Origin of the sequence: Paenibacillus sp. CF095 (assembly GCF_900101225.1) — a bacterium.
GTDB lineage: Bacteria > Bacillota > Bacilli > Paenibacillales > Paenibacillaceae > Paenibacillus.
On sequence record NZ_FMZN01000001.1, the window covers coordinates 722,819 to 743,422 of the forward strand.

16 protein-coding genes are annotated in these 20,604 nt (G+C 46.9%); 10 read left to right on the forward strand and 6 right to left on the reverse strand.

What is annotated here, in order from left to right; translation table 11 throughout:
• The first annotated feature begins 558 nt into the window (after positions 1-558).
• Positions 559-1,068, forward strand: a complete 510-nt coding sequence (locus tag BLS69_RS03205) for a shikimate kinase (RefSeq protein ID WP_223868845.1) — start codon at positions 559-561, stop codon at positions 1,066-1,068.
• 136 nt (positions 1,069-1,204) lie between these two features.
• On the opposite strand, the gene BLS69_RS03210 is transcribed toward BLS69_RS03205, so the two are convergent.
• On the reverse strand, positions 1,205-1,510 hold the full coding sequence (locus tag BLS69_RS03210; RefSeq protein ID WP_017687407.1) for a rhodanese-like domain-containing protein: 306 nt from the start codon (positions 1,508-1,510) through the stop codon (positions 1,205-1,207).
• Between the two features lie 105 nt (positions 1,511-1,615).
• On the opposite strand from BLS69_RS03210, the gene aroA reads away from it, so the two are divergent.
• The 4 genes from aroA (at position 1,616) to ptsP (ending at position 7,240) form a co-directional block, all read left to right on the forward strand.
• Positions 1,616-2,911: a 3-phosphoshikimate 1-carboxyvinyltransferase gene (gene aroA, locus BLS69_RS03215; protein WP_047843705.1), complete on the forward strand. Its 1,296-nt coding sequence runs from the start codon at positions 1,616-1,618 to the stop codon at positions 2,909-2,911.
• 59 nt (positions 2,912-2,970) lie between these two features.
• Positions 2,971-3,405 (forward strand): CoA-binding protein, encoded by a 435-nt coding sequence (locus BLS69_RS03220; protein WP_017687409.1) that lies wholly within the window; start codon positions 2,971-2,973, stop codon positions 3,403-3,405.
• A 197-nt stretch (positions 3,406-3,602) separates the two neighbouring features.
• On the forward strand, positions 3,603-5,483 hold the full coding sequence (locus tag BLS69_RS03225) for a glucose PTS transporter subunit IIA (protein WP_036674872.1): 1,881 nt from the start codon (positions 3,603-3,605) through the stop codon (positions 5,481-5,483).
• Positions 5,480-7,240: a phosphoenolpyruvate--protein phosphotransferase gene (gene ptsP, locus BLS69_RS03230; protein WP_036614699.1), complete on the forward strand. Its 1,761-nt coding sequence runs from the start codon at positions 5,480-5,482 to the stop codon at positions 7,238-7,240. Before BLS69_RS03225 ends, ptsP begins: the two co-directional genes overlap by 4 nt.
• A gap of 120 nt (positions 7,241-7,360) precedes the next feature.
• Here the strand turns inward: ptsP and BLS69_RS03235 are convergent, their stop codons facing one another.
• Positions 7,361-7,885, reverse strand: a complete 525-nt coding sequence (locus BLS69_RS03235) for a type 1 glutamine amidotransferase domain-containing protein (RefSeq protein ID WP_036674874.1) — start codon at positions 7,883-7,885, stop codon at positions 7,361-7,363.
• A gap of 275 nt (positions 7,886-8,160) precedes the next feature.
• Between BLS69_RS03235 and BLS69_RS03240 the strand changes: the two genes are divergently transcribed.
• The 4 genes from BLS69_RS03240 (at position 8,161) to BLS69_RS03255 (ending at position 10,965) form a co-directional block, all read left to right on the forward strand.
• The gene (locus BLS69_RS03240; RefSeq protein ID WP_091014249.1) at positions 8,161-8,574 is read left to right on the forward strand and encodes a hypothetical protein; all 414 of its coding nucleotides are present in this window, start codon (positions 8,161-8,163) and stop codon (positions 8,572-8,574) included.
• 122 nt (positions 8,575-8,696) lie between these two features.
• A complete protein-coding gene (ytxJ, locus tag BLS69_RS03245; RefSeq protein ID WP_091028599.1) occupies positions 8,697-9,044 on the forward strand; it encodes a bacillithiol system redox-active protein YtxJ in 348 nt (115 codons plus the stop codon).
• Between the two features lie 92 nt (positions 9,045-9,136).
• Complete coding sequence (gene ccpA / locus BLS69_RS03250) at positions 9,137-10,150, forward strand: catabolite control protein A (RefSeq protein WP_062835383.1); 1,014 nt, start codon at positions 9,137-9,139, stop codon at positions 10,148-10,150.
• Positions 10,151-10,269: 119 nt separating this feature from the next.
• Entirely contained in the window at positions 10,270-10,965 is a 696-nt protein-coding gene (locus BLS69_RS03255; protein ID WP_091028604.1) for a 5'-methylthioadenosine/adenosylhomocysteine nucleosidase, read from the forward strand.
• 138 nt (positions 10,966-11,103) lie between these two features.
• Here BLS69_RS03255 and BLS69_RS03260 read toward each other — a convergent pair whose 3' ends face one another.
• Positions 11,104-11,736 carry a GNAT family N-acetyltransferase gene (locus tag BLS69_RS03260; protein WP_091028605.1) on the reverse strand — a complete coding sequence of 211 codons (633 nt, stop codon included), beginning with the start codon at positions 11,734-11,736 and terminating at the stop codon, positions 11,104-11,106.
• 294 nt (positions 11,737-12,030) lie between these two features.
• Here BLS69_RS03260 and acsA point away from each other — a divergent pair, with 294 nt between their 5' ends.
• Positions 12,031-13,755, forward strand: coding sequence for an acetate--CoA ligase (gene acsA, locus BLS69_RS03265; protein WP_091028608.1), 1,725 nt, complete (start codon positions 12,031-12,033; stop codon positions 13,753-13,755).
• A 237-nt stretch (positions 13,756-13,992) separates the two neighbouring features.
• Here acsA and BLS69_RS03270 read toward each other — a convergent pair whose 3' ends face one another.
• From BLS69_RS03270 to rpsD, 3 genes are all read right to left on the reverse strand, one after another.
• A complete protein-coding gene (locus tag BLS69_RS03270) occupies positions 13,993-17,094 on the reverse strand; it encodes a transglycosylase domain-containing protein (protein WP_091028610.1) in 3,102 nt (1,033 codons plus the stop codon).
• Between the two features lie 229 nt (positions 17,095-17,323).
• On the reverse strand, positions 17,324-19,429 hold the full coding sequence (locus BLS69_RS03275) for a methyl-accepting chemotaxis protein (RefSeq protein WP_091028613.1): 2,106 nt from the start codon (positions 19,427-19,429) through the stop codon (positions 17,324-17,326).
• A gap of 188 nt (positions 19,430-19,617) precedes the next feature.
• On the reverse strand, positions 19,618-20,217 hold the full coding sequence (rpsD, locus tag BLS69_RS03280; RefSeq protein WP_062835377.1) for a 30S ribosomal protein S4: 600 nt from the start codon (positions 20,215-20,217) through the stop codon (positions 19,618-19,620).
• Positions 20,218-20,604: the final 387 nt, after the last annotated feature.

Consider the following 20,604-nt stretch of genomic DNA (forward strand, 5'->3'; position numbering starts at 1 on the left):
AGTGCCCTTAAGCAGGAGGTTTGGCCTGCTAATAGGTTCAAAAGAGGTTTGGCGTTCCGGTGATTGCCGGTTAACGCCAGGCCTCTTTTTTTACTTTGTTATACAGTAATAGTGTTGATGGAGAAGATATGTAGCTGATTCTAGACCTAATGAACATGAGACACGCTATTTTGGCAAAATGAGCCGGTTCTATTTTTTAACGAACTCAGATGGCCCTATTTCAATAATTCGCAGTGAGATGTCGATGTTTTGACGGTGATTTTTTGAAATAAGTTTACTGAGATTCGTTAGAAGTTTAACTGCGCCTATTTTACGTAAATAAGCTCATTGGAGTTCGTTAGGATGCTGGATGATTACTGCTTGAGATGTTTGGGGGCTCAAAACTGCTTGAGGGTGATCTGACGTAGGCTTAGATGCCGGGAGTTACTTAATCTGTCTTGGAAGGTTGCGGATGGTCGAAAGGAAGTCGGTAAGGAGATGGTCTTTCCCAGTCCGCAGGGCTGTGTTATGATAGGACAAAAGTGCTCACGAATTGCTTGAATTAAAGGAGTGTACACCTTGAGCAAGTCTAACAATATTATTCTCATTGGTATGATGGGAACCGGCAAATCAACCGTCGCTGACATGCTTGCACGCGAGCTTGGTTATCGATTGATTGATGTAGACGCCGCGGTGGAAAAAGAGGAAGGCTGTACGATTCCAGAATTGTTCACTGGCAAGGGAGAGACGTATTTCCGTGATGCCGAGAGCCGCATGTTGTGCTCGATGCTGGAGAAGAAGTCACAGGTCATAGCGACCGGAGGTGGCGTAGTGCTGCGTTCGGATAATTGTGACGTGATGTTGAAAAATGGATGGGTTGTTGCCTTGACTGCTGATCCGGCAGTGATTGTAGAGCGTGTTAGTGGCTGTGACAATCGTCCACTCCTCGCAGGCAATGCAGAGGAACGCATTCAGGCAATTATGGAAGAACGGAAAGACGCATATCGGTTCGCACATTATACGGTGGATACAACGGAGTTATCCGCTGCTGAAGTGACTCGTTTAATTTTAGCGCATTACCGCGTCTAAGCTTGTTATCATCGAAGTTTGATGGTTGATAGGTGGTGGCAGATATAACAAAACGGGCCATATAGGCCCGTTTCTAGAAGTGGAGCAGAGCAGAAGTCATAAGGCTACAAATGACTTCGCTTCTCTCCTAGTTTCTCTAGTCTTCCTGTTGCCACTGAAGCATACCGCCGACCATGTTTGTACAGCCTTCATATCCCAGTTGCTGCAGATATTCACACGCACGCTCACTGCGGTAACCGCTACGACAGATGATCACGATTTCGCCTGATTTCTCAATCTCAGACAGTCGGTCTGGAATCTGTCCAAGCGGAATATGCTTGGCTCCTTCGATCATGCCTTGCGCGACTTCATCGTCCTCGCGGACGTCTATCATCTGCAGCTTCTCTCCCGCCTGTAAACGGCGGCGCAGCTCAGACGTTTCAATTTCAGCTATTTGTGTCATATTCAGGTCCTCTTTTCTGTATGGACTTAACGCTATAATGATACCCAAGCGATGCACGGAATGTCAATTTGGCCACAATATAATCAATGAAGGAGAATTTCATCCATGGACGTTATTGTTAAACCAACCCCCACGCTGAACGGGGAAATCGGGGCTCTGTCCTCTAAAAACTACACTACCCGCTATTTGCTGGCTGCTGCGCTGGCAGAAGGCACAAGTACCATTCATTTCCCGGCACACAGTGAAGACAGTGACGCCATGCGCAGATGTATTCGTGATCTGGGGGCAGTACTTGAAGAAGACGACAGCAAGATTGTGATCCAGGGCTTTGGCAGTCATCCCCGTGATGTGCGTGAATTGAATGTCGGGAATGCGGGTGCTGTACTTCGTTTCCTGATGGGCGTTACAGCGCTCTGCCCTGACGTTACATTTGTGAACACGTACCCTGATTCGCTAGGCAAACGCCCTCATGATGACCTGATCGATGCGCTTGGTCAATTGGGTGTAGATGTACAACACGAACAAGGACGCCTGCCGATTACAATTAAGGGTGGCAATGCCAAGGGTGGACACATTCGTGTATCCGGCTCCGTCAGCTCCCAATATCTGAGTGCATTGTTGTTTGTTACGCCGTTGCTTGCAGAAGACAGCACCATCGAAGTGCTGAATGACCTGAAGTCCAAGGTTGTTATCGGACAGACCCTGGAAGTGCTGGAGCAGGCAGGCATCGTTATCCATGCAAGTGATGATTACATGTCCTTCCGTGTACCAGGTGGACAGGCTTACCAGCCAACGACCTACACGGTTCAAGGGGACTATCCGGGGTCGGCAGCCGTTCTTGCCGCGGCAGCGGTTACACAGTCTGATGTGAAAATTCTGCGCCTGATGGAGCAGAGCAAACAGGGTGAACGTGCCATCGTTGACGTGCTGCGCATGATGGAAGTGCCATTGACACATGAGAACGATGTTGTACACGTTCAAGGTAATGGCAGACTGAAAGCGATCGAATTCGACGGGGATGCCGCGACGGACGCCGTTTTGGCTATGGTAGCCGCAGCTGTGTTTGCGGAAGGAACGTCACGGTTCTATAATGTAGAGAACCTGCGTTACAAGGAATGTGACCGAATCACCGATTACTTGAACGAACTGCGGAAGGCAGGAGCGAACGTTGAAGAGCGTCAAGCTGAGATTATCGTACACGGACGTCCAGAAGGCGTTGAAGGCGGCGTTGAGATTAACGCTCACTACGATCATCGCGTAATTATGGCGCTCACTGTTGTTGGTCTGCGTTCCAAGGAGCCGCTTCGTATTCGGGATGCACACCATGTAGCCAAGTCTTATCCGCAATATTTCGATCATTTGCAGGCGCTTGGCGCCTCGGTTCAATGGGTAAAAGAGTAAATAACTGAAAATCAGTCTTTTGAACACGCACTTTAATCAGAAAAGGATGGTGCTTGAACATGGAATTTAACAACCCTACTCGTGAAGAAATTGGACAACTTTTGCGCAAGGCAGGCAACATCGCAGTCGTCGGCTTATCAGACAAATCAGATCGCACTTCCTATATGGTGGCAGAAGCCATGCAGAGCAGAGGTTATCGCATCATCCCGGTTAATCCACAGGTGCAAGGTGAAATCCTTGGCGAGACGGTATATGCCACACTCGCGGATATTCCAGAGCCGGTAGACATTGTCAATGTGTTTCGTCGCGAAGAGTTTTGCGCGGATGTCGCTCGTGACGCCGCTGCCATCAAAGCCAATGTGCTGTGGCTGCAGCTTGGCATCCATAGTGATGAAGCGGTCCAGATTGCTGCAGAGAACGGCATGACAGCGGTAACGAATCGTTGTATCAAGGTAGAGGATTCCATCGTTCTGCGCGGCGCTGGACGCGGCTGAGAGGCTCGTTCACCTGTGATCGAATGATCTCCTGATCTGAACCAATTGAATGATTATAGGATGAATCCCGTTAACTTGAAGTTGACGGGATTTTTTCTGTTCTATTTTTGCCGTTATTAATTACCAATTGGTTACTGTTTTGCTTTGACAAAACGTTGCGTAAAGCTTACCATCTAGGATAGAAAGGAGAGGTCGCCATGAATTGGCTCGGATCCTTGCAGCAGCTCGGACGAGCGGTAATGCTGCCTACAATGGTCCTGCCCGCCGCCGCAATTTTGCTCAGTGTTGGCAGTCTGCCTTGGGACGCCTGGGGATTGGATATTGTCGGTGAAGTGTCTACCGTGGCCGGACACGGTATTTTTTATTTCTTACCGTATTTGTTCGCTGTCGGTGTAGCACTGGGACTCTCCAACCAGGCCGGACAAGCGGGACTTGCTGCTCTGGCTGGTATCGTGATATATGATCAGGTAACTCGGAACTTTGGTGATGGCACCGTTCAGCCCGCTTCCTTAATCGGAATCATACTCGGCGCGCTTGCCGGTGGGATGCATAATCGGTTTAAAAGCATTAAACTGCCTGAAATTTTACAATTTTTTGGAGGTTCAAGGTTTGTTTTGCTCATCGTCGGACTCTGTTCGGCATTGTTCTCCTGTTTTATGTTATGGCTCGCTCCGATCCTACAGCATGGATTGAACGGTATTGCTACCTGGGAATACAGTCTCGGGGGTTTTGGACTGTTCATCTACGGAGTGTTATACAGGGTGCTGGTTGCTTTTGGGCTTCATCACCTGCTTAACAATGTGTTTTGGTTCCAGTTAGGGACGTTTGAAACGCCTGATGGTAACATTGTGCAAGGGGATTTGCCTCGATTTTTTGCAGGTGATCCAACAGCAGGATTCTTTATGGCAGGTTTGTTTCCCATCATGATGTTTGCCATTCCAGCAATAGCCTTTGCTATTATTCAGGAAGCCAGGGAAGATCTGAAACCAAAAATCAAGAAAACTTTTCTGACATCGGCACTCGTTTGTTTTCTAACCGGGGTATCGGAACAGATTGAGTTTGCTTTTTTGTTCGCAGCACCTTATCTGTTCATCGTGCATGCAGTGATGTCCGGCGTTGCCATGTGGATTAGTTACTGGCTTGATATCCGGCATGGATTTTCTTACTCCGCAGGAATTATTGATTACATACTCAATTTCCATCTATCGGAGAATGCTTGGAAGCTCATTCCGATTGGCATACTATATGGGCTGGTTTACTACTTCCTGTTCCGATGGGCGATTCGTACGTTCAAGATTCCAACACCAGGACGTGAAGAGGGCTCTATGCTGGAAGATTGGGTAGGTAACATTCCTTATCAGGCACCTTTAATCCTCGAAGCATTGGGTGGGAAGAGTAACATTGTACAGGTTGAAGCTTGTATTACACGTCTTCGCCTGACTGTGCATGATGACCGCCTGATCGACACGGGTGCCATGAAGAGTATGGGGTCCGCTGGACTGATCAAGCTGGGTGGCGGTAACGTACAGGTGGTATTCGGGACCTACTCGGAATTGATTCGGGAAGAAATCGCGAAGCTGCTGGAAAGAGATCTGCAACAGGTGCTGTTCTGTGCCCCCGTTCAGGGCAAAATGCTCCCGATTGAAGAGGTGCCGGATCAGATCTTTGCAGCCAAACTTGTCGGTGATGGTGTAGCCTTTGTTCCGGAAAAGGGAGAGCTGGTCTCACCCGTGTACGGAACGATTATGCACTTGTACCCGACTATGCATGCCTTGGGTATTTCTACCCGTGAGGGGCTTGAAGTGTTACTGCATATCGGCATCGATACCTCTCAGTTGAAAGGCCATTTTGAAGCTTTTGTTCAGGAGGGCGATACGGTGGAGCCAGGGCAGTTGTTGATCAAGTTTGATCTGGCAGTACTCCGCGAGCAAGCGGCGTCACTAACAACACCAATGGTAATTACGAATCCGGATCGTGTAAAATCATGGAGTTTTGCTCCATTTAAGCAAGTTAAGAAAGGTCAGGCATCCGTTATGTCCGTGGTGCTCTATGACAGGAACGTTGGAGGGGTAGAATGAAGATACAAGGCATCAACGGAGCTGCAGGCATAGCCATCGGCAAAGCATTTGTCCTGCCCAGTTGGGAATGGGATCTGCCGGATCAGAAGATGGATTCGGTGGATCTTGCCCAAGAGTTCGAACGGCTGTATGAGGGCATACGGACATCAAAGGATGAGATCGAATATATCAAAAATGAGTTCAAGGAAGTTGTTGGTCCAGAGGAGTCCAGTATCTTTGATGCACATCTGGCAATCCTGGAAGATCCGGTATTCATGAACGAAATTCGCGGTATTATTGAGCGTCAATATAAGGCAGCAGAAGTGGCGGTCAAAGAAGCCATTGATCACTTTGTCACGATGTTTGACTTGCTGGAAGACGAGTATATGAAGGAGCGGGCCATTGACATCAAGGATGTGGGTAACCGTCTGCTCAAGCATTTGCTCGGTGCACCGGAGATTACACTTCCTTCGGATACCCAGCCGTATGTGCTCGTTGCCAAAGAACTGTCGCCATCTCAACTGGCGCATCTGAATCCGACCCATGTACTAGGCATTGTGACCTTGATTGGCGGGAAAACATCACATTCTGCGATTATGGCTCGTGCCCTTGGTATTCCTCTCGTTTCCGGTCTGGAAGCGAGTCTTGGCATGCCGGTAGAGACAGGGGATATGCTTGTGGTGGATGGTGACAATGGCTTGGTATTTACGGACCCGGATCGCAAGACGATTGAACGGTATACCATGCTTCGCAGCAAACAACTGAAGAAAAAGGAACAACTTCAAGTCCTTGCTACCGTGGATGCCGTAACCAAAGATGGGGCCGTTTTGCACTTGGCTTCCAATATCAGTTCGGTAAAGGAATTGGACCTTGCTTTGAAACAAGGAGCCAAAGGTGTGGGCTTGTTCCGGACAGAGTTTTTGTATATGGACCGTGCTACGTTCCCGGGTGAGCAAGAACAGTATGAGGTGTACCGTCTTGTGGCAGAGAAAACAGCAGGACAATCCGTTGTTATTCGTACACTGGATATCGGTGGTGACAAGCAACTCGATTACTTTGAACTGCCGGAGGAAGACAATCCGTTTCTGGGGTACCGTGCCATTCGGATTAGTCTGGACCGCAAGGATCTGTTCAAAACACAGCTTACAGCCATTCTGCGTGCCAGCGCTGCTGGAAATGTCAAAATCATGTACCCGATGATCTCTTCGGTGGAAGAACTTCAGCAGGCCAATGAGATTCTCCGTGAGGCGATGTCTGATCTGGACGAGCGCGGATTATCATACGACCCTCACATTCAGGTGGGAATTATGATCGAAGTTCCTGCAGCGGTGATGATTGCTGATCTGCTCGCAGAGGAAGCTGATTTCTTCAGTATTGGTACGAACGACCTGGTTCAATATGTACTGGCAGTAGATCGAATGAATGAGCAGATCGCTCATATGTATCACCCCTATCATCCGGCTGTTCTGCGGATGCTTCGTGCGACAGCAGATGCAGCTCATACGGCTGGAATTGATGTCAGTGTGTGCGGAGAGATGGCAGGGGACGAACGCGCCATTCCGCTTTGGTTGGAGCTTGGCATTCGCCACTTGAGTATGTCTCCACAATCCCTGTTACGTGTGAAGCACAGAGTGCTGAACACAACAGCATCGGCCGCCAAAGAAGAAGCGCGAAAGTGCTTCGCCTTACGGACCAGCGGAGATATTGAGGAGCGACTGCAAGTCTTTAATGACTCCACGGGAAGTCCAGATGAACAAAGTGGTTCGAACGCATCGTGATTAGGTAAAATGGATATAAATACCTTTAAGTTAATATATTTACATTTGTGATAATTATTTATTGGAAAACTTGTTATATAAAATAACCCCAATGTGCATGAGAGCACAATGGGGTTATTTTTACTTGTCAGCGAGTGCATCACAGAATGCCTTGCCATAAGGTGGAAGGTCAGGCGGACGACGTGCCGAGATGATATGTCCATCAACAACAACCGCTTCATCTTTCCAGATCGCACCTGCATTTTCCATGTCATCCCGAATGCCTGGTGTAGAGGTTACTGTAACTCCGTCCAGAATTTTGGCTGAAATCAGCACCCAGCCCGCATGACAGATCTGTCCAATCGGTTTCCGGTCTGCATTCATTTCCTTCACAAGCTCCAGTACTTTGGGATAACGACGCAGTTTATCTGGCGCCCAGCCGCCTGGCACGAGAATACCATCGTAATCTGAACTGTCGAGTTCATCGAAACTGTATTCGGCTTCAGCAGGCACACCGTATTTGCCAATATAGGTTTTTCCTTTTTTCTCACCAGCAAGATGCACTTCTGCACCTTCTTCACGAACCCGATGTACAGGGTACCACAATTCTAAATCCTCGAATTCTTCATCGACCAGAGCGATGACTTTTTTACCGGTTAATCTCATGTCCATCTCTCCTTTTTGCGGTGATATGTCTGTTGCGTCTTTAATTGTAACAGATTCTCCAAGGGACTTCATGGAAGTGCATATTCAGTTTGTAGGAAGCGATTACAAGTCAGTAACTGCCTGCATTCGACAACCTTCATCTGGAGGGAGTGGTAATTTGTGCAACCTTTCGTTTATAGCAGGATTTGAGCCGAAATAGGTCGAATGGTACTTATATAGAGTATAGAACGAATGAGGTGATGGTGGTGCGCAAGTCGTGCAGATGTGGACATGTAATGGAGTTGGAATTAAGAACAGTGGTATACGCCAAAAAAGTGGAGATTCGAAACGTACCCGTATTTGCGTGTACAGACTGTGTATCATACGAAGTGCTTCCGCCGGTCAAGCCGGACTTAACAGAATGCATAAACACATTGGGTGAACAGCCCGTGAAGCAAGACGTATCTTTTGGTGAACGTAATGAACTGGCGGACCTGTTTCATGAGCTACTGCTGGCCTGGCCGGATGCGACCGATCGGGAGATGGAATATCGAATGCAGCAAGCAGTGGAGGAGCGTATCAATCTGTTGCTGGACATTATGGGTTACGCAACGAAGTCTGGTGATACAGCGTGGATTGAGACCACGGAGCGCAGATTAAGTCAATTATCCGGATTTGTGTGGCAGGAGTACTTCTCAAATGCTGTCTAATTTTGACGTGTAAAATGCTTGTTTTCATGAAAATTGGCTTTTTCGCGCACTTTTTGTTAAGATATCGAAGAGTGAAAACGCTCAACATAGCGGTATTCCTGGTAAAGGGGGATGTATATCTAATGGCTGACATGACTAAAATGACAAGTATTGAACAGCTAAACTCCGCAGTGGAGGCTACCGAGGATCAACCCTTGCTTCTGTTTAAGCATAGCACGCGCTGTCCGATCAGCTCGAACGCTTATCAGGAGATGAACGATTATTTGCTTAACAATGCCAATGAACAAGTGAAATATGGCATCATCTATGTTGTGGAAGATCGCCCGGTATCGAACGAAGCAGCAGACAAGCTGGGTGTTAAGCACGAATCTCCACAGGCAATCCTGATCAAAAAGGGAATTCCTGTATGGCATACTTCCCATTCAGATATTACTAGAACCACACTTACGAATGTTTTGAGTGAGTCCTAAAGCCTATTTTAATTGATTAATGCAAAAATTTGTCGTAATATAAATCTTAATGAAAATGGTATGAAAATTTACTGGTAATGGAGAGAAGTACTGTGACGGTAACCATTTATGATGTGGCACGTGAAGCTGGAGTGTCTATGGCAACGGTATCACGGGTAGTTAATAATAACCCTAATGTCAAACCGCAAACGCGGAAAAAAGTATATGAAGCTATCGAACGGTTGGGATATCGTCCGAATGCGGTAGCCAGAGGTCTGGCAAGCAAGAAGACAACCACGGTCGGGGTCGTTATTCCAGATATTTCGAACTCAACCTTCGCGGAGATTGCCCGCGGAATTGAAGATATTGCCAATATGTATCACTACAATATTATTTTGTGTAATGCAGATAAGAAGAAAGAAAAAGAAATTCGTGTTATCAACACGTTGCTCGAAAAGCAAGTAGACGGACTGCTCTTCATGGGTGGAACAGTAACGGACGAACACATTCAGGCGTTCCAGTCTGCGGCTGTGCCGATCGTACTTTGTGCAACGAGTGATGAGAAGGGTACATTCCCTTCGGTGGATATTGACCATGAGGCGGCTGCGTTTGACGCGGTAAACACCCTGATTCGTCATGGACACAAGGAAATTGCGATGATCAGTGGTACACTGCAAGATCCGGCGAATGGATATGCCCGTTTCCAAGGTTACAAGAAAGCACTGGAAGCAGCAGGCATGGAATACCAAGAGGATCTGGTACGTATCGGTAACTATCGTTACGAATCCGGTGTGGAAGCGATGAAGTATTTCCTCGGACTGAAGAAAAAACCGTCGGCGATCTTTGCTGCAACAGATGAAATGGCGATTGGTGCCATTCACAGCATTCAGGATGAAGGCCTGAAAGTACCGGATGATTTCTCCATCATTAGTGTGGATAACATCCGTATGGCTTCCATGGTGCGTCCTCAGTTGACAACAGTGGCTCAGCCAATGTACGACCTGGGTGCAGTAGCGATGCGTTTGCTGACCAAGTTGATGAAGAAAGAAAATGTGGAGAACCCACGGGTTATTTTGCCGCATGAAACGATTCTTCGTCTGTCTGTAAGTCACGCAGATGTAGTTTAATCGGGATTATATACAGTAAGGGAGAAGTCATTCTCTCTACATAGTGGATATGCGAAAGCTCCGGAGACGGAGCTTTTGTGCTGAATGAGGTTAAAAGTGAAAACAGGAGGTATCGGAAGATGCGTGAAACGATTGGGATTATCGGAGCGATGGATGAAGAAGTTGAGCTTTTGCTGGCAGGCATGAAGCAGCTTGAGACGGTCAAACAAACCGGGATTACATACGTTGCAGGCGAGTGGCTGGGCAAGCAAATTGTCGTGTGCAAATCCGGCGTAGGTAAAGTAAATGCAGCGGTTACGACGCAGATCTTGATTGATCGTTTTCAGGTTAATCGTATTATCTTCACAGGTGTTGCGGGTGCAGTTAACCCGGAGCTGAACATTGGAGATATGGTTATATCGTCTGTATGTATTCAGCACGACATGGATGTAACGCCACTGGGGTTCGCACGCGGGGTTATCCCTTACCAAGAGACATCTGCATTCCCTGCCGAGGCTTCGCTTATTACACTGGCTGAAGAAGCGTGTAAAGCTCAGGGAGCCAATTACCTGATCGGTAAAGTGTTATCTGGAGACCAATTTATTGCTAATAAAGATACGGTTAACATGTTATATACCGAAATGGACGGTGCATGTGCTGAGATGGAAGGGGCTGCAGTCGCTCAGGTCTGTTACATGAATCGTGTACCATTTGTTGTCCTGCGTGGGATGTCAGATAAAGCGGATGGTTCGGCGCATGTTAACTTTGCTGAATTTACCGTGGAATCTTCTCAGCGTTCACACCGTATTGTGGAACATATGTTAGAAAATATGTAATGGCATAAGCTTCAGTTACAAAATCCATCCAAAATCAATGAAAAACCGCCTTTCGATTAGCTGTTCCATGAAGTATGGAGCAACGCTGCGAGAGGCGGTTTTTGTTATGTATATCTTTTTTTCGAGCAGATCATCGAATTAGTACATGAACCGATGGCGAAAGCGTACACGATCAAACTGTTCTTCCGATGTGATGGGCACCTGACTTCCGATACGTACCATCAAACAGTTCGCAGGATGTGAACAGATTTCGGGGTCGTCTGTTGCATACCACGTCATGTCGATCGTTTCCATCAGCCTCTCCATCATTTTGCGATAATCCCATACGTTTAGTCCGCTGCCCTTCAGATCCCAATGCCAATAATATTCTGTGGTGAAAATAATGTAGTTCTCCATGTATTTATCTTCCAAAGAGGTAAGCAACATCTCACGTCCAATGCCAAGCGAGCGATAGTCGTCCGCAACCTCGATTGCCCCAAGCTCAATCAGATCAGTCATATTACCCTCGGACCAGCGTTCACAATCATCCGCATAGTGAAAGGTTACATAACCAATAATCGTCTCATTTTCATGTGCAATGATAATTCGACCTTCAGGTAATGCAGCGATCTCTGCGAGAGCTTCCTGCTGCTCCGTTGGGCGCCGAAAGGCATCCAGATCCGGATGGAAGGCAAGACGGGTTATCTCCTCGGCCTGCACGGGGCCTTCAACAGTAATCCGGTGGCCGGACTTGAAGATGGAACGCATGTGATGTTCTTTGATATGTTCCATGGTTCATGCTCCTCTCTCCCTACTTATAGAGGTTCTTCAAAAAGAACGCTATAGCAAAAATCCAAAAAATTGAAAAGCCATAGACGACAATTGAAAAGATTTGCTATAATTGCGTAGACAAAAAATGTTCACAATTCAATACAGTATAGTTAACATCTGTTTGGCCGAGCAAGTACATGATGAGAAGTTCTCTCTACTAATGTAAGCGCTAACTGGAAGTTCAGTCAACACAAAGGCAATGAGAAATGACCCCTAACGGGAATCGAAATGTCGAGTTGAAGGAGGCTGGCAAGCATGAGTCAAGCACATGGTGAGATGCTGCAAACGGTTGTGTCTGAATCTAATCTGGGCGATTACACGGAGGCGAGAAGCCGGTTCGATTGGGAATCGGTGGAAAGGCACTTTACGTGGCACGCCAGCGGAAAAGTAAACATGGCGCATGAAGCGATTGATCGTCATGTACTGGAAGGAAGGGGCGGGAAAACCGCTTTATTGTATAGCGATGCTTCACGTGAAGAGTCCTATACTTTCGCTGATCTGAGTGAACAGTCGAGTCGGTTCGGGAACGTTCTCCGCAAATATGGCATAGCCAAAGGGGAACGGGTGTTTATTTTTATGCCTCGAAGTCCTGAGCTGTATTTTAGTCTTCTGGGCATATTGAAAGCTGGAGCCATCGCGGGCCCTTTGTTCGAAGCTTTTATGGAAACGGCTGTGAAGGATCGGCTGGAAGATAGCGGAGCAGTAGCACTCGTCACAACTCCAGAATTACTGAAACGCATCAAACGTTCCGAGTTGCCCGAACTCAAACATATATTTATCGTGGGTGGGGGCGTGCAGACTGAAGAAGGACTCATCGATTTTGATGCAGAGATGTCTGCCGCTTCGGATGAGATGGAAGTAGAGTGGCTGAATCGTGAGGATGGTTTGCTTATTCATTATACCTCAGGCTCTACGGGTAAACCCAAAGGGGTGTACCATGTTCAAAATGCCATGATTCAGCACTATTATACAGGTAAGGTTGTTCTGGATTTACGTGAGGATGATGTGTACTGGTGCACTGCTGACCCTGGTTGGGTGACAGGGACTTCTTACGGTATCTTTGCTCCATGGCTCAACGGAGTGACCAATGTGATACGGGGCGGTCGTTTCAGCCCTCAAGATTGGTACAGCACCATCCAGAAGAACAAAGTCACGATCTGGTACAGTGCACCAACGGCCTTCCGTATGCTGATGGGAGCGGGAGAAGAGACCATCGCCCAGTTTGATCTGAGCAGTCTGCGTCATGTCATGTCTGTCGGTGAACCGCTCAATCCGGAGGTTGTTCGTTGGGGATGGAAAGCCTATGGTCAGCGAATTCATGATACATGGTGGATGACAGAAACAGGGGCACAGCTGATCTGTAACTATCCCGGAATGCCGATCAAGCCTGGCTCCATGGGACGTCCGTTGCCTGGCATCGAAGCAGCCATTATTGATGATCGCGGGCAGGAATTGCCGCCATACAGCATGGGTAATCTGGCCATACGGGCACCTTGGCCATCCATGATGGCGAAGATCTGGAATAACCCTGTGAAATACGAGGAGTACTTCAGGCTTACGGGCTGGTATGTATCCGGTGACTCCGCTTATATGGATGAAGAAGGATATTTCTGGTTCCAGGGACGTATTGATGATGTGATTAATTCGTCAGGCGAGCGTATCGGCCCCTTTGAGGTGGAGAGCAAGCTCGTGGAGCATCCTGCGGTAGCAGAGGCGGGTGTAATCGGTAAGCCGGATGTGACACGTGGGGAGATCATCAAGGCCTTTGTGGCGCTTCGTGAAGGGTATGAGGCGACACCGGAGCTGAAAGAAGAGATCTATCGTTTTGTCAAAGAGGGCCTGTCTGCCCACGCTGCTCCGCGTGAGATTGAGTTTAAGGATAAACTGCCCAAGACACGTTCCGGCAAGATCATGCGCCGTGTCCTGAAAGCCTGGGAGCTTGATCTGCCAACAGGAGATCTATCCACCATTGAAGACTAACGCGACAGTGCCAGGATCATCAATGTGTTGGTATGGATGGTAATACAAATGACTATGGGGAGAGTTAATACTTTACTAAGCCAAATACGGTGACTCTACCCATTAAAATCGGTTGTAACAGCCTGCTTTATGCCAATGGCATGAAGCAGGCTTTTTGGCTGCTGTAAATACAAATAAAAAGCCGCACCCTCAGATACAGTCTGAGAATGCGGCTTGTTTTGGAACGCTATGCCTGAATCAGGGTTGAAAATGTATGGCTGCAGAAGGTTCGGATTCACCCGCACTGTTACTGGCAGATACCTTGAACCATCCACTGGTCGATGCGGGTACTCCATAATCCATTGTATTACCCGCTGTTGTTCCGATTTTGGTGTAAGGAGCTGAGCCTGTTTCACTGTAATATACAGCATAACTATCTGCGTTTGGACTGGACGCCCATTGAATACGCAGTCCTTGAGAGAGGGCAGATACGCTGACTTGACCAGGTGTGCCTGGGGCTGTCGTTGTTGTATTGTCGGTCTGCGTTTCTCCTGGCGTAATGACTGTACCTGGAACTTCAATCGGCTCATTAATCTCTTCTTCCACAGGAGGAGCTACACCAGCACTATTTACTGTAGCGCTAGGAGCAGACTCTCTGCCTGCAACATCCACTGCCGTTACATAGAAGGCGAAGTTACCGCCTTGCGCTGCATATGCAGAGAATGATCTGGATTCACCAGTCAGGACAACTTGACCCTGGTTCTGGAATCCTCCACCGTTTACAGAACGGTACAGACGATAACCGACGACATCATTTTCAGGTGTGGCATTAAATGTAATGACTGCTCTGTCACCTGAGGTTGAGATGCGTACGTTGCCTGGTGCATCAGGAGCTTTGCCGTTATCTGTCCTTGGATCAATCTGTGTTGGCATGTCTGCATCAGCATCTTCAGGAAGGTAATAAGCAAGTGACTCATGTCGACTCATACGTGAGAATGCATTTTGCAATTCTTTGATGAGATCCGAGATTGGTTTTTTACGCTTGATTACTGTTTTTTCCTTCAACATGTCCGAAGGTGTTCCGTCACGCGGAATATAGTTTACACCATTGTAAGTAATGTACCTGGCTTTGGCTACACCGTCATCGCTATCCTTCGGAACAAACTTGCTGTTGAAAATATCCGTAACAAATTTGTCAGTCATGGATGTTGGCAACTTGCCGCTGTATGCCGACACCGTGCGTGTTTCGATGCCAGATGGTTTTTTGAACGAATCCGTGACGAACAGATCTTTTTGCGTATCGATCACTTCGTTCAGGATTTTCGACCACAGTTGCTGCGCACGTTTTCTCTGTGATTTACTTTCCAGCGTATTCACCGGCTGTTTGTATCCAACCCACACGCCAAGTGTGACATCTGGTGTATAACCTTCAAACCAGACATCTGCGTAGTTTTGAGTGGAACCCGTTTTACCTACGATTGGTACACTCTTGGAATATTTGTAATTTTCACGTACTTTATCTGCCGTTCCTTCTGTAATAACGGTCCGCAGCATATCGGTCATCAGGTATGCTGTCTGCTCCGAGAAGGCTTGGACAGGTTCAGTATCGTGTTTATAAACGATGTTGCCTTTGGAATCTACGATTTTGCTAATCATGTAAGAATCGTTATATACACCATTATTGGCGATCGCACCATAGGCACTGGTTAATTCTTCAACGGTTACACCGTATTGGAGACCTCCGAGAACACCGGTCTGAGCCTGATAGTCTTCCTTCTGAATGGTGGTAATACCCAGTTTCTTGGCGAAGGTCCAAGCCTTCTCGATTCCTACTTCTTCATTAAACAACTTCAGAGCCGGTATATTAAGAGAATAATTCAGTGCTCTGCGGGCAGTGACCAGTCCCTGATACCGGTTATTGGCATTCTTGGCAATGTGGTAGCCGCTCGGACCATTTTTGAGAATGATCGGTGAGTCATCAATAATAGAAGCAGGTTGGACAAGACCTTCATCTAGCGCAGGAAGATAAGCGGCTATAGGTTTCATCGTTGAACCTGGCTGACGTATCATCTGCGTTGCATAGTTCATCTGTTCATCCTGGAAATTCCGGCCCTCAATCATACCCAGAATAGCACCCGTTTTGTGATTAATCAGCATGGCAGCAGTTTGTTCTTTTCCTTTGACAGGATCATCTGCTGAGAAATTGCTGTCATCTTCCGCAATGGTACGCATCGTTTTATAGATACTTTTGTTGATGGTCGTGTAGATACGATATCCACCTGTCCGCAGTTGCGTCTGAGCTTCCTCTAATAATGCACTGCTTTCCTTCTGAGGTGTGTCTGCATCCGTAGCTTTGTCTGTGTCTGTAGATTCATCTGTGTCGGAATTCAACTGTTTCATCAAAATCTGTGCAGCTTGTCGTTCCGTTTCCATCATAAGATATGGATAAGTGTTGTAAGCCTTGATGGTCTTCGGAGCGAGAGAGCTTTTGATATCAAAAGCAAGAGCTTTGTCATACTCGGACTGATTGATTTTGCCCAGTTCAAGCATACGACGCAGTACCAGATGCTGACGGTTGATTGCGCGGTCAAAATTCTCCTCTACAAAATCACCTTTACCGTTAAAAGCGGAGTAAGAGGAGGGGAGTTGTGGCAATCCAGCAAGATAAGCAGCTTGAGCAATGTTGATTTTATCCAGATCGTTAATATTGAACAATCCTTTGGCGGCCGCTTTGATTCCGTAAACGTTGTATCCGCTGGAACCATTACCAAAAGGAACTTTGTTCAGATAGGCTGTCATGATCTCGTCTTTGGTCAGGAAACGTTCGAGTCGGAGTGAGAGCAAAATTTCTTTCACTTTCCGATCTTCTGTGCGATCCAGATTCAAAAACACACGACGCGCCAATTGCTGAGTCAGTGTGCTACCGCCGGTTTGTACTGATTCTTTCAGCACTTTCTGTTTCACGGCACGTAGTGTTCCGCTCATGTCTACACCTTTATGTTCGTAAAAATGATTGTCTTCAATCGAAATGACAGCATCAATAACCTTCTGTGGGATCTGGTCCGTAGTGACCGGACGCCTGTCTTCTTCCGTACGTAATTGACCGATCGGACTGCCGTCGGCAAAGTAAGCAAAGCCTGTGATGGAGTTTTCGCTGACTTTTTGTTCAATCAGGGCCCTTGAACGGACAGGCTCGTCTTTCACAATGGAACTGACGTATCCCATCAAAGCACCGCCTACAAATAGTGCCCCCATAAATCCAAGGACAACCATCCATTTGACGAAACTTCCCAGTCTGCGGGCAAAGCTGCGTTTGCGTACAGGCTGTTCATCGGGCTTTTTCTTATTAACATCAACCATTCAGTGTCTTCCTCCTTTTAACAGCACTTATTATAGCATAAAAAGGCGGGTTTGCATGCCTGAGAAATACAAGTAATGGTCGAAATTTGCCATTCTGCCATGCATTATGCTATATATGATGCGATATTGAAGCACATTTCATGAGTTGTAAGCCAAAATAAGCAGGCCACCTCCATGCTGAGGTGCATAGGGTGGCCTGAATGATTTGTCGTTTTGGAGGTCTCCTACATTAGGTTTTGAAGCGTTGAATCAGTTCTAATAGTTCCTGGGTAAGATTAGCCAGTGAGGCAGATGCCGCCGTAATCTCTTCCATGGATGCGAGTTGTTCTTCAGAGGCAGAGGCAACACGAGTTGCATGATCTGCTGTCTCATGACCAATGGTTTTGAGTTGCGCTAACGTGGCATCAACCTGCTGTGATCCAGCTGACATCTGCTGCGCAATGGCTGAGACATGCTCAATCTGCTCATTAACATCTGTAATCTGTGATGAAATGGAGAGGAATAGTTCACCACTCTCATTAATCACTTCCGCTATATGGCTTACCTCGGCGTTCCCCTGTTCCATATTTTCAACGAGAGAAAGGACCTCTTGCTGAACGCTATGAATCAACGCTGCAATCTGCGCTGCTGATGTTCTGGATTGTTCAGCCAGATTACGGATCTCGGAAGCAACAACACCAAAGCCACGCCCGTGTTCACCTGCTCGTGATGCTTCAATGGAAGCATTAAGGGCAAGAAGATTGGTTTGACGGCTAACTTCCGTGATCATGCCTGTAATATGACCAATCTCTTCAGAACGTTGACGGAAATTCTCCAGTGCGGTCATGGACGTCTGCACAGAAGAGGTGGCACTATCGACCATACGCATGGCGGACTGAATCTTATCGGTTCCGACAGTTGTTCGCTCAGCCACAGCTCGCGATGAATCCGATACATCGGAGGCAGCCTTTGCAATTCTTCCGATCCCTGCAGATATTTCATTCATGGAACGGGAGGACTCTTGCAGCTCCTGCACCTGTTTACCTGCTTTATCTGCAACTTCGACTCCTGTTAATGCAATCAGTTCGGCTGCTTTACCTGTTTCTTCGGCACCTGCGGTCAATTGTTGAGAAGTGGAGCCGACAGATAAAGCATGTTCGGATATAACCGAGATGGTATGTCGCAGTGTATCCATCATCTGATTCATATGACCCGCCATGATGCCAAATTCATCTTTGGATCGTACAGGTAACTTTTGTGTCAAATCCCCGCCAGCGAGCTGTCCAGCGACAATATTGACTTGATTCAACTGCCTTACAATGGAGACGATAGTGTAGGTAACCACACCTGCAAGCAGAAGTACTGCCAGTGCGGCAATCAGTATGGACCAGTTCAAGCTGTCATAGAAAGGTTGAAGGATGTGGCTCTTTGGCAGCGCCGATACAAGGTACCAGTTTGAATCCGTTCCTTGTAACCTGGCAGGCTCGGCAATAAACAGTTCTTCCCCTACTTCAGGGTCTGTAGCGTAAAACTGGGACTCGCCAGACTGTATACGCTGAATGACTGTCTTCGTTTCAGATGGAATTACGGCTCCTTCATTAGCCAGTTCCGGTTTGGAGCCATGTGCAGCAATCTGTCCTTCACTAGTAATAAGCATGGCATAACCCTGATCCGGATTAAGTGATGCTATATTTTGCTGAAAACGATCAATGGTAAAGTCGGCCCCCACAATGCCCAGAAATTTTTTGTTTTCATCTAATAGAGGGAGGACAATCGAAACGAGCAGTGTTTCTTTTCCGCCAACCGTATAGGTAACAGGCTCGGACCAATAGATGGATTTGGTTTTCTTTGGCTGCTGATAGTAAGTACTAGTTTCACCGCTTCCCTCATAAGTCGGCATAGGCTCAAAATGCAGGGAGTTGCCATCACGTATAACGTATGGAACGAATCGACCCGTAGCATCATCATATTCTTTTTTGTTGATGTGCTCCGCATCGTTTCCATCAAAGGCATCAGGTTCCCAGCCCGTATAAAAGCCAAAAACTTTCTCGTCCTTTTTCAGATATTGTTCAAGAAGTCTGACGATTTCTTCACGGTTGAGTGATCCGTTCTGAGCAGCATCCAATAACGTGGTACTCATGGTGTCCAACGTGTTTTTGACCTGATTAATGTCAGTCATAAACTCATTCGTAGCCCGGTTTGCTGCCTGTCCAGCAACGGTTTCGCCGTACTGGAGGCTTTTGTCGTAAATGGATTTGGTATTAAATGCAATCAGGGCTCCAATACAACAGAGTAATACGATACCGAGTAAAAGTCCAAGCTTAACAGCGAGCTTGCGATTGCGAAAAAAATGCATGTTTTAATCCCCCTCGATGTCATTCTTGTGATGTATATATGGATGTGTGCTTCTCCTGAAGGGAGTCTATATTTTATATCGTTATTTACGTTCCTATAATGAAGATAATTAAAAAAAAGCATAGAAAAACAGCCACCGAGAAAATCTCGACAGCTGTTTGGATTGAAACTTTAATGTGATTGCAACGATTAACGGTTGTAGAACTCGACGATTTGTTTTTCATCGATGTCTTGGGACAATTCAGCACGCTCAGGCAAGCGGATGAATTTACCTTCTACAGCTGCTTCGTTGTATTCAACGTATGCTGGAAGATGCGAACGGCCTTCCAAAGCTTCTTTAACGGAAGAAAGAGCGCGGCTCTTCTCACGCAAGCCGATTACATCGCCAGTGCTTACTTGGTAAGAAGCGATATCGACTTTTTTGCCGTTTACAGTTACGTGACCGTGTGCTACCAACTGACGCGCTCCAGCGCGGGAGTTAGCAAACCCAAGGCGGTAAACGAGGTTGTCAAGGCGGCACTCAAGCAAGAACATGAAGTTCTCACCGGCAATACCTTGCATTTTTTGAGCTTTAGAGAACAGTGTGCGGAATTGCTTCTCGCCCAAACCGTACATGTGGCGCAATTTTTGTTTTTCTTGCAATTGCATACCGTAGTTGCTCATTTTTCTGCGTTGGTTAGCTCCGTGCTGACCTGGAGGGAAAGGACGTTTCAATTCTTTGCCTGTTCCGCTAAGGGAAATGCCGAGGCGACGGCTCAATTTAAATTTAGGACCAGTGTAACGTGCCATGTTTAAAGTAGCTCCTTTTTAGTTAAAGTTCATATTAGGGCTCTGTTTGCGCTCCAATTTGTTGATGCGGGCTTGGCCTCGCATAGAACGATCAGGAAAGTTCAGCCGCTGTCCTGAAAGCAACAAAAAGAATGAGGGTGACACAACCGGTAATGCCCAAATTTAAAGACCCATTAGTAGTCTTCATCAACAATTTATATTACAGTTTAAGAGAAACAAAGTCAAGCGTAGAATAAAAGCAAAAAAACGTCTAAATTTGTCGATAGGTCATTGGGCCTAAAATAATGGGACAATTTTCTGAAATATGGATGCAAAAAAGCTTTAAACAGAGTAAAATAGATTGTATCTTAACTTTAAATCATCTTTATGTAACAAGGTTATCGCAAC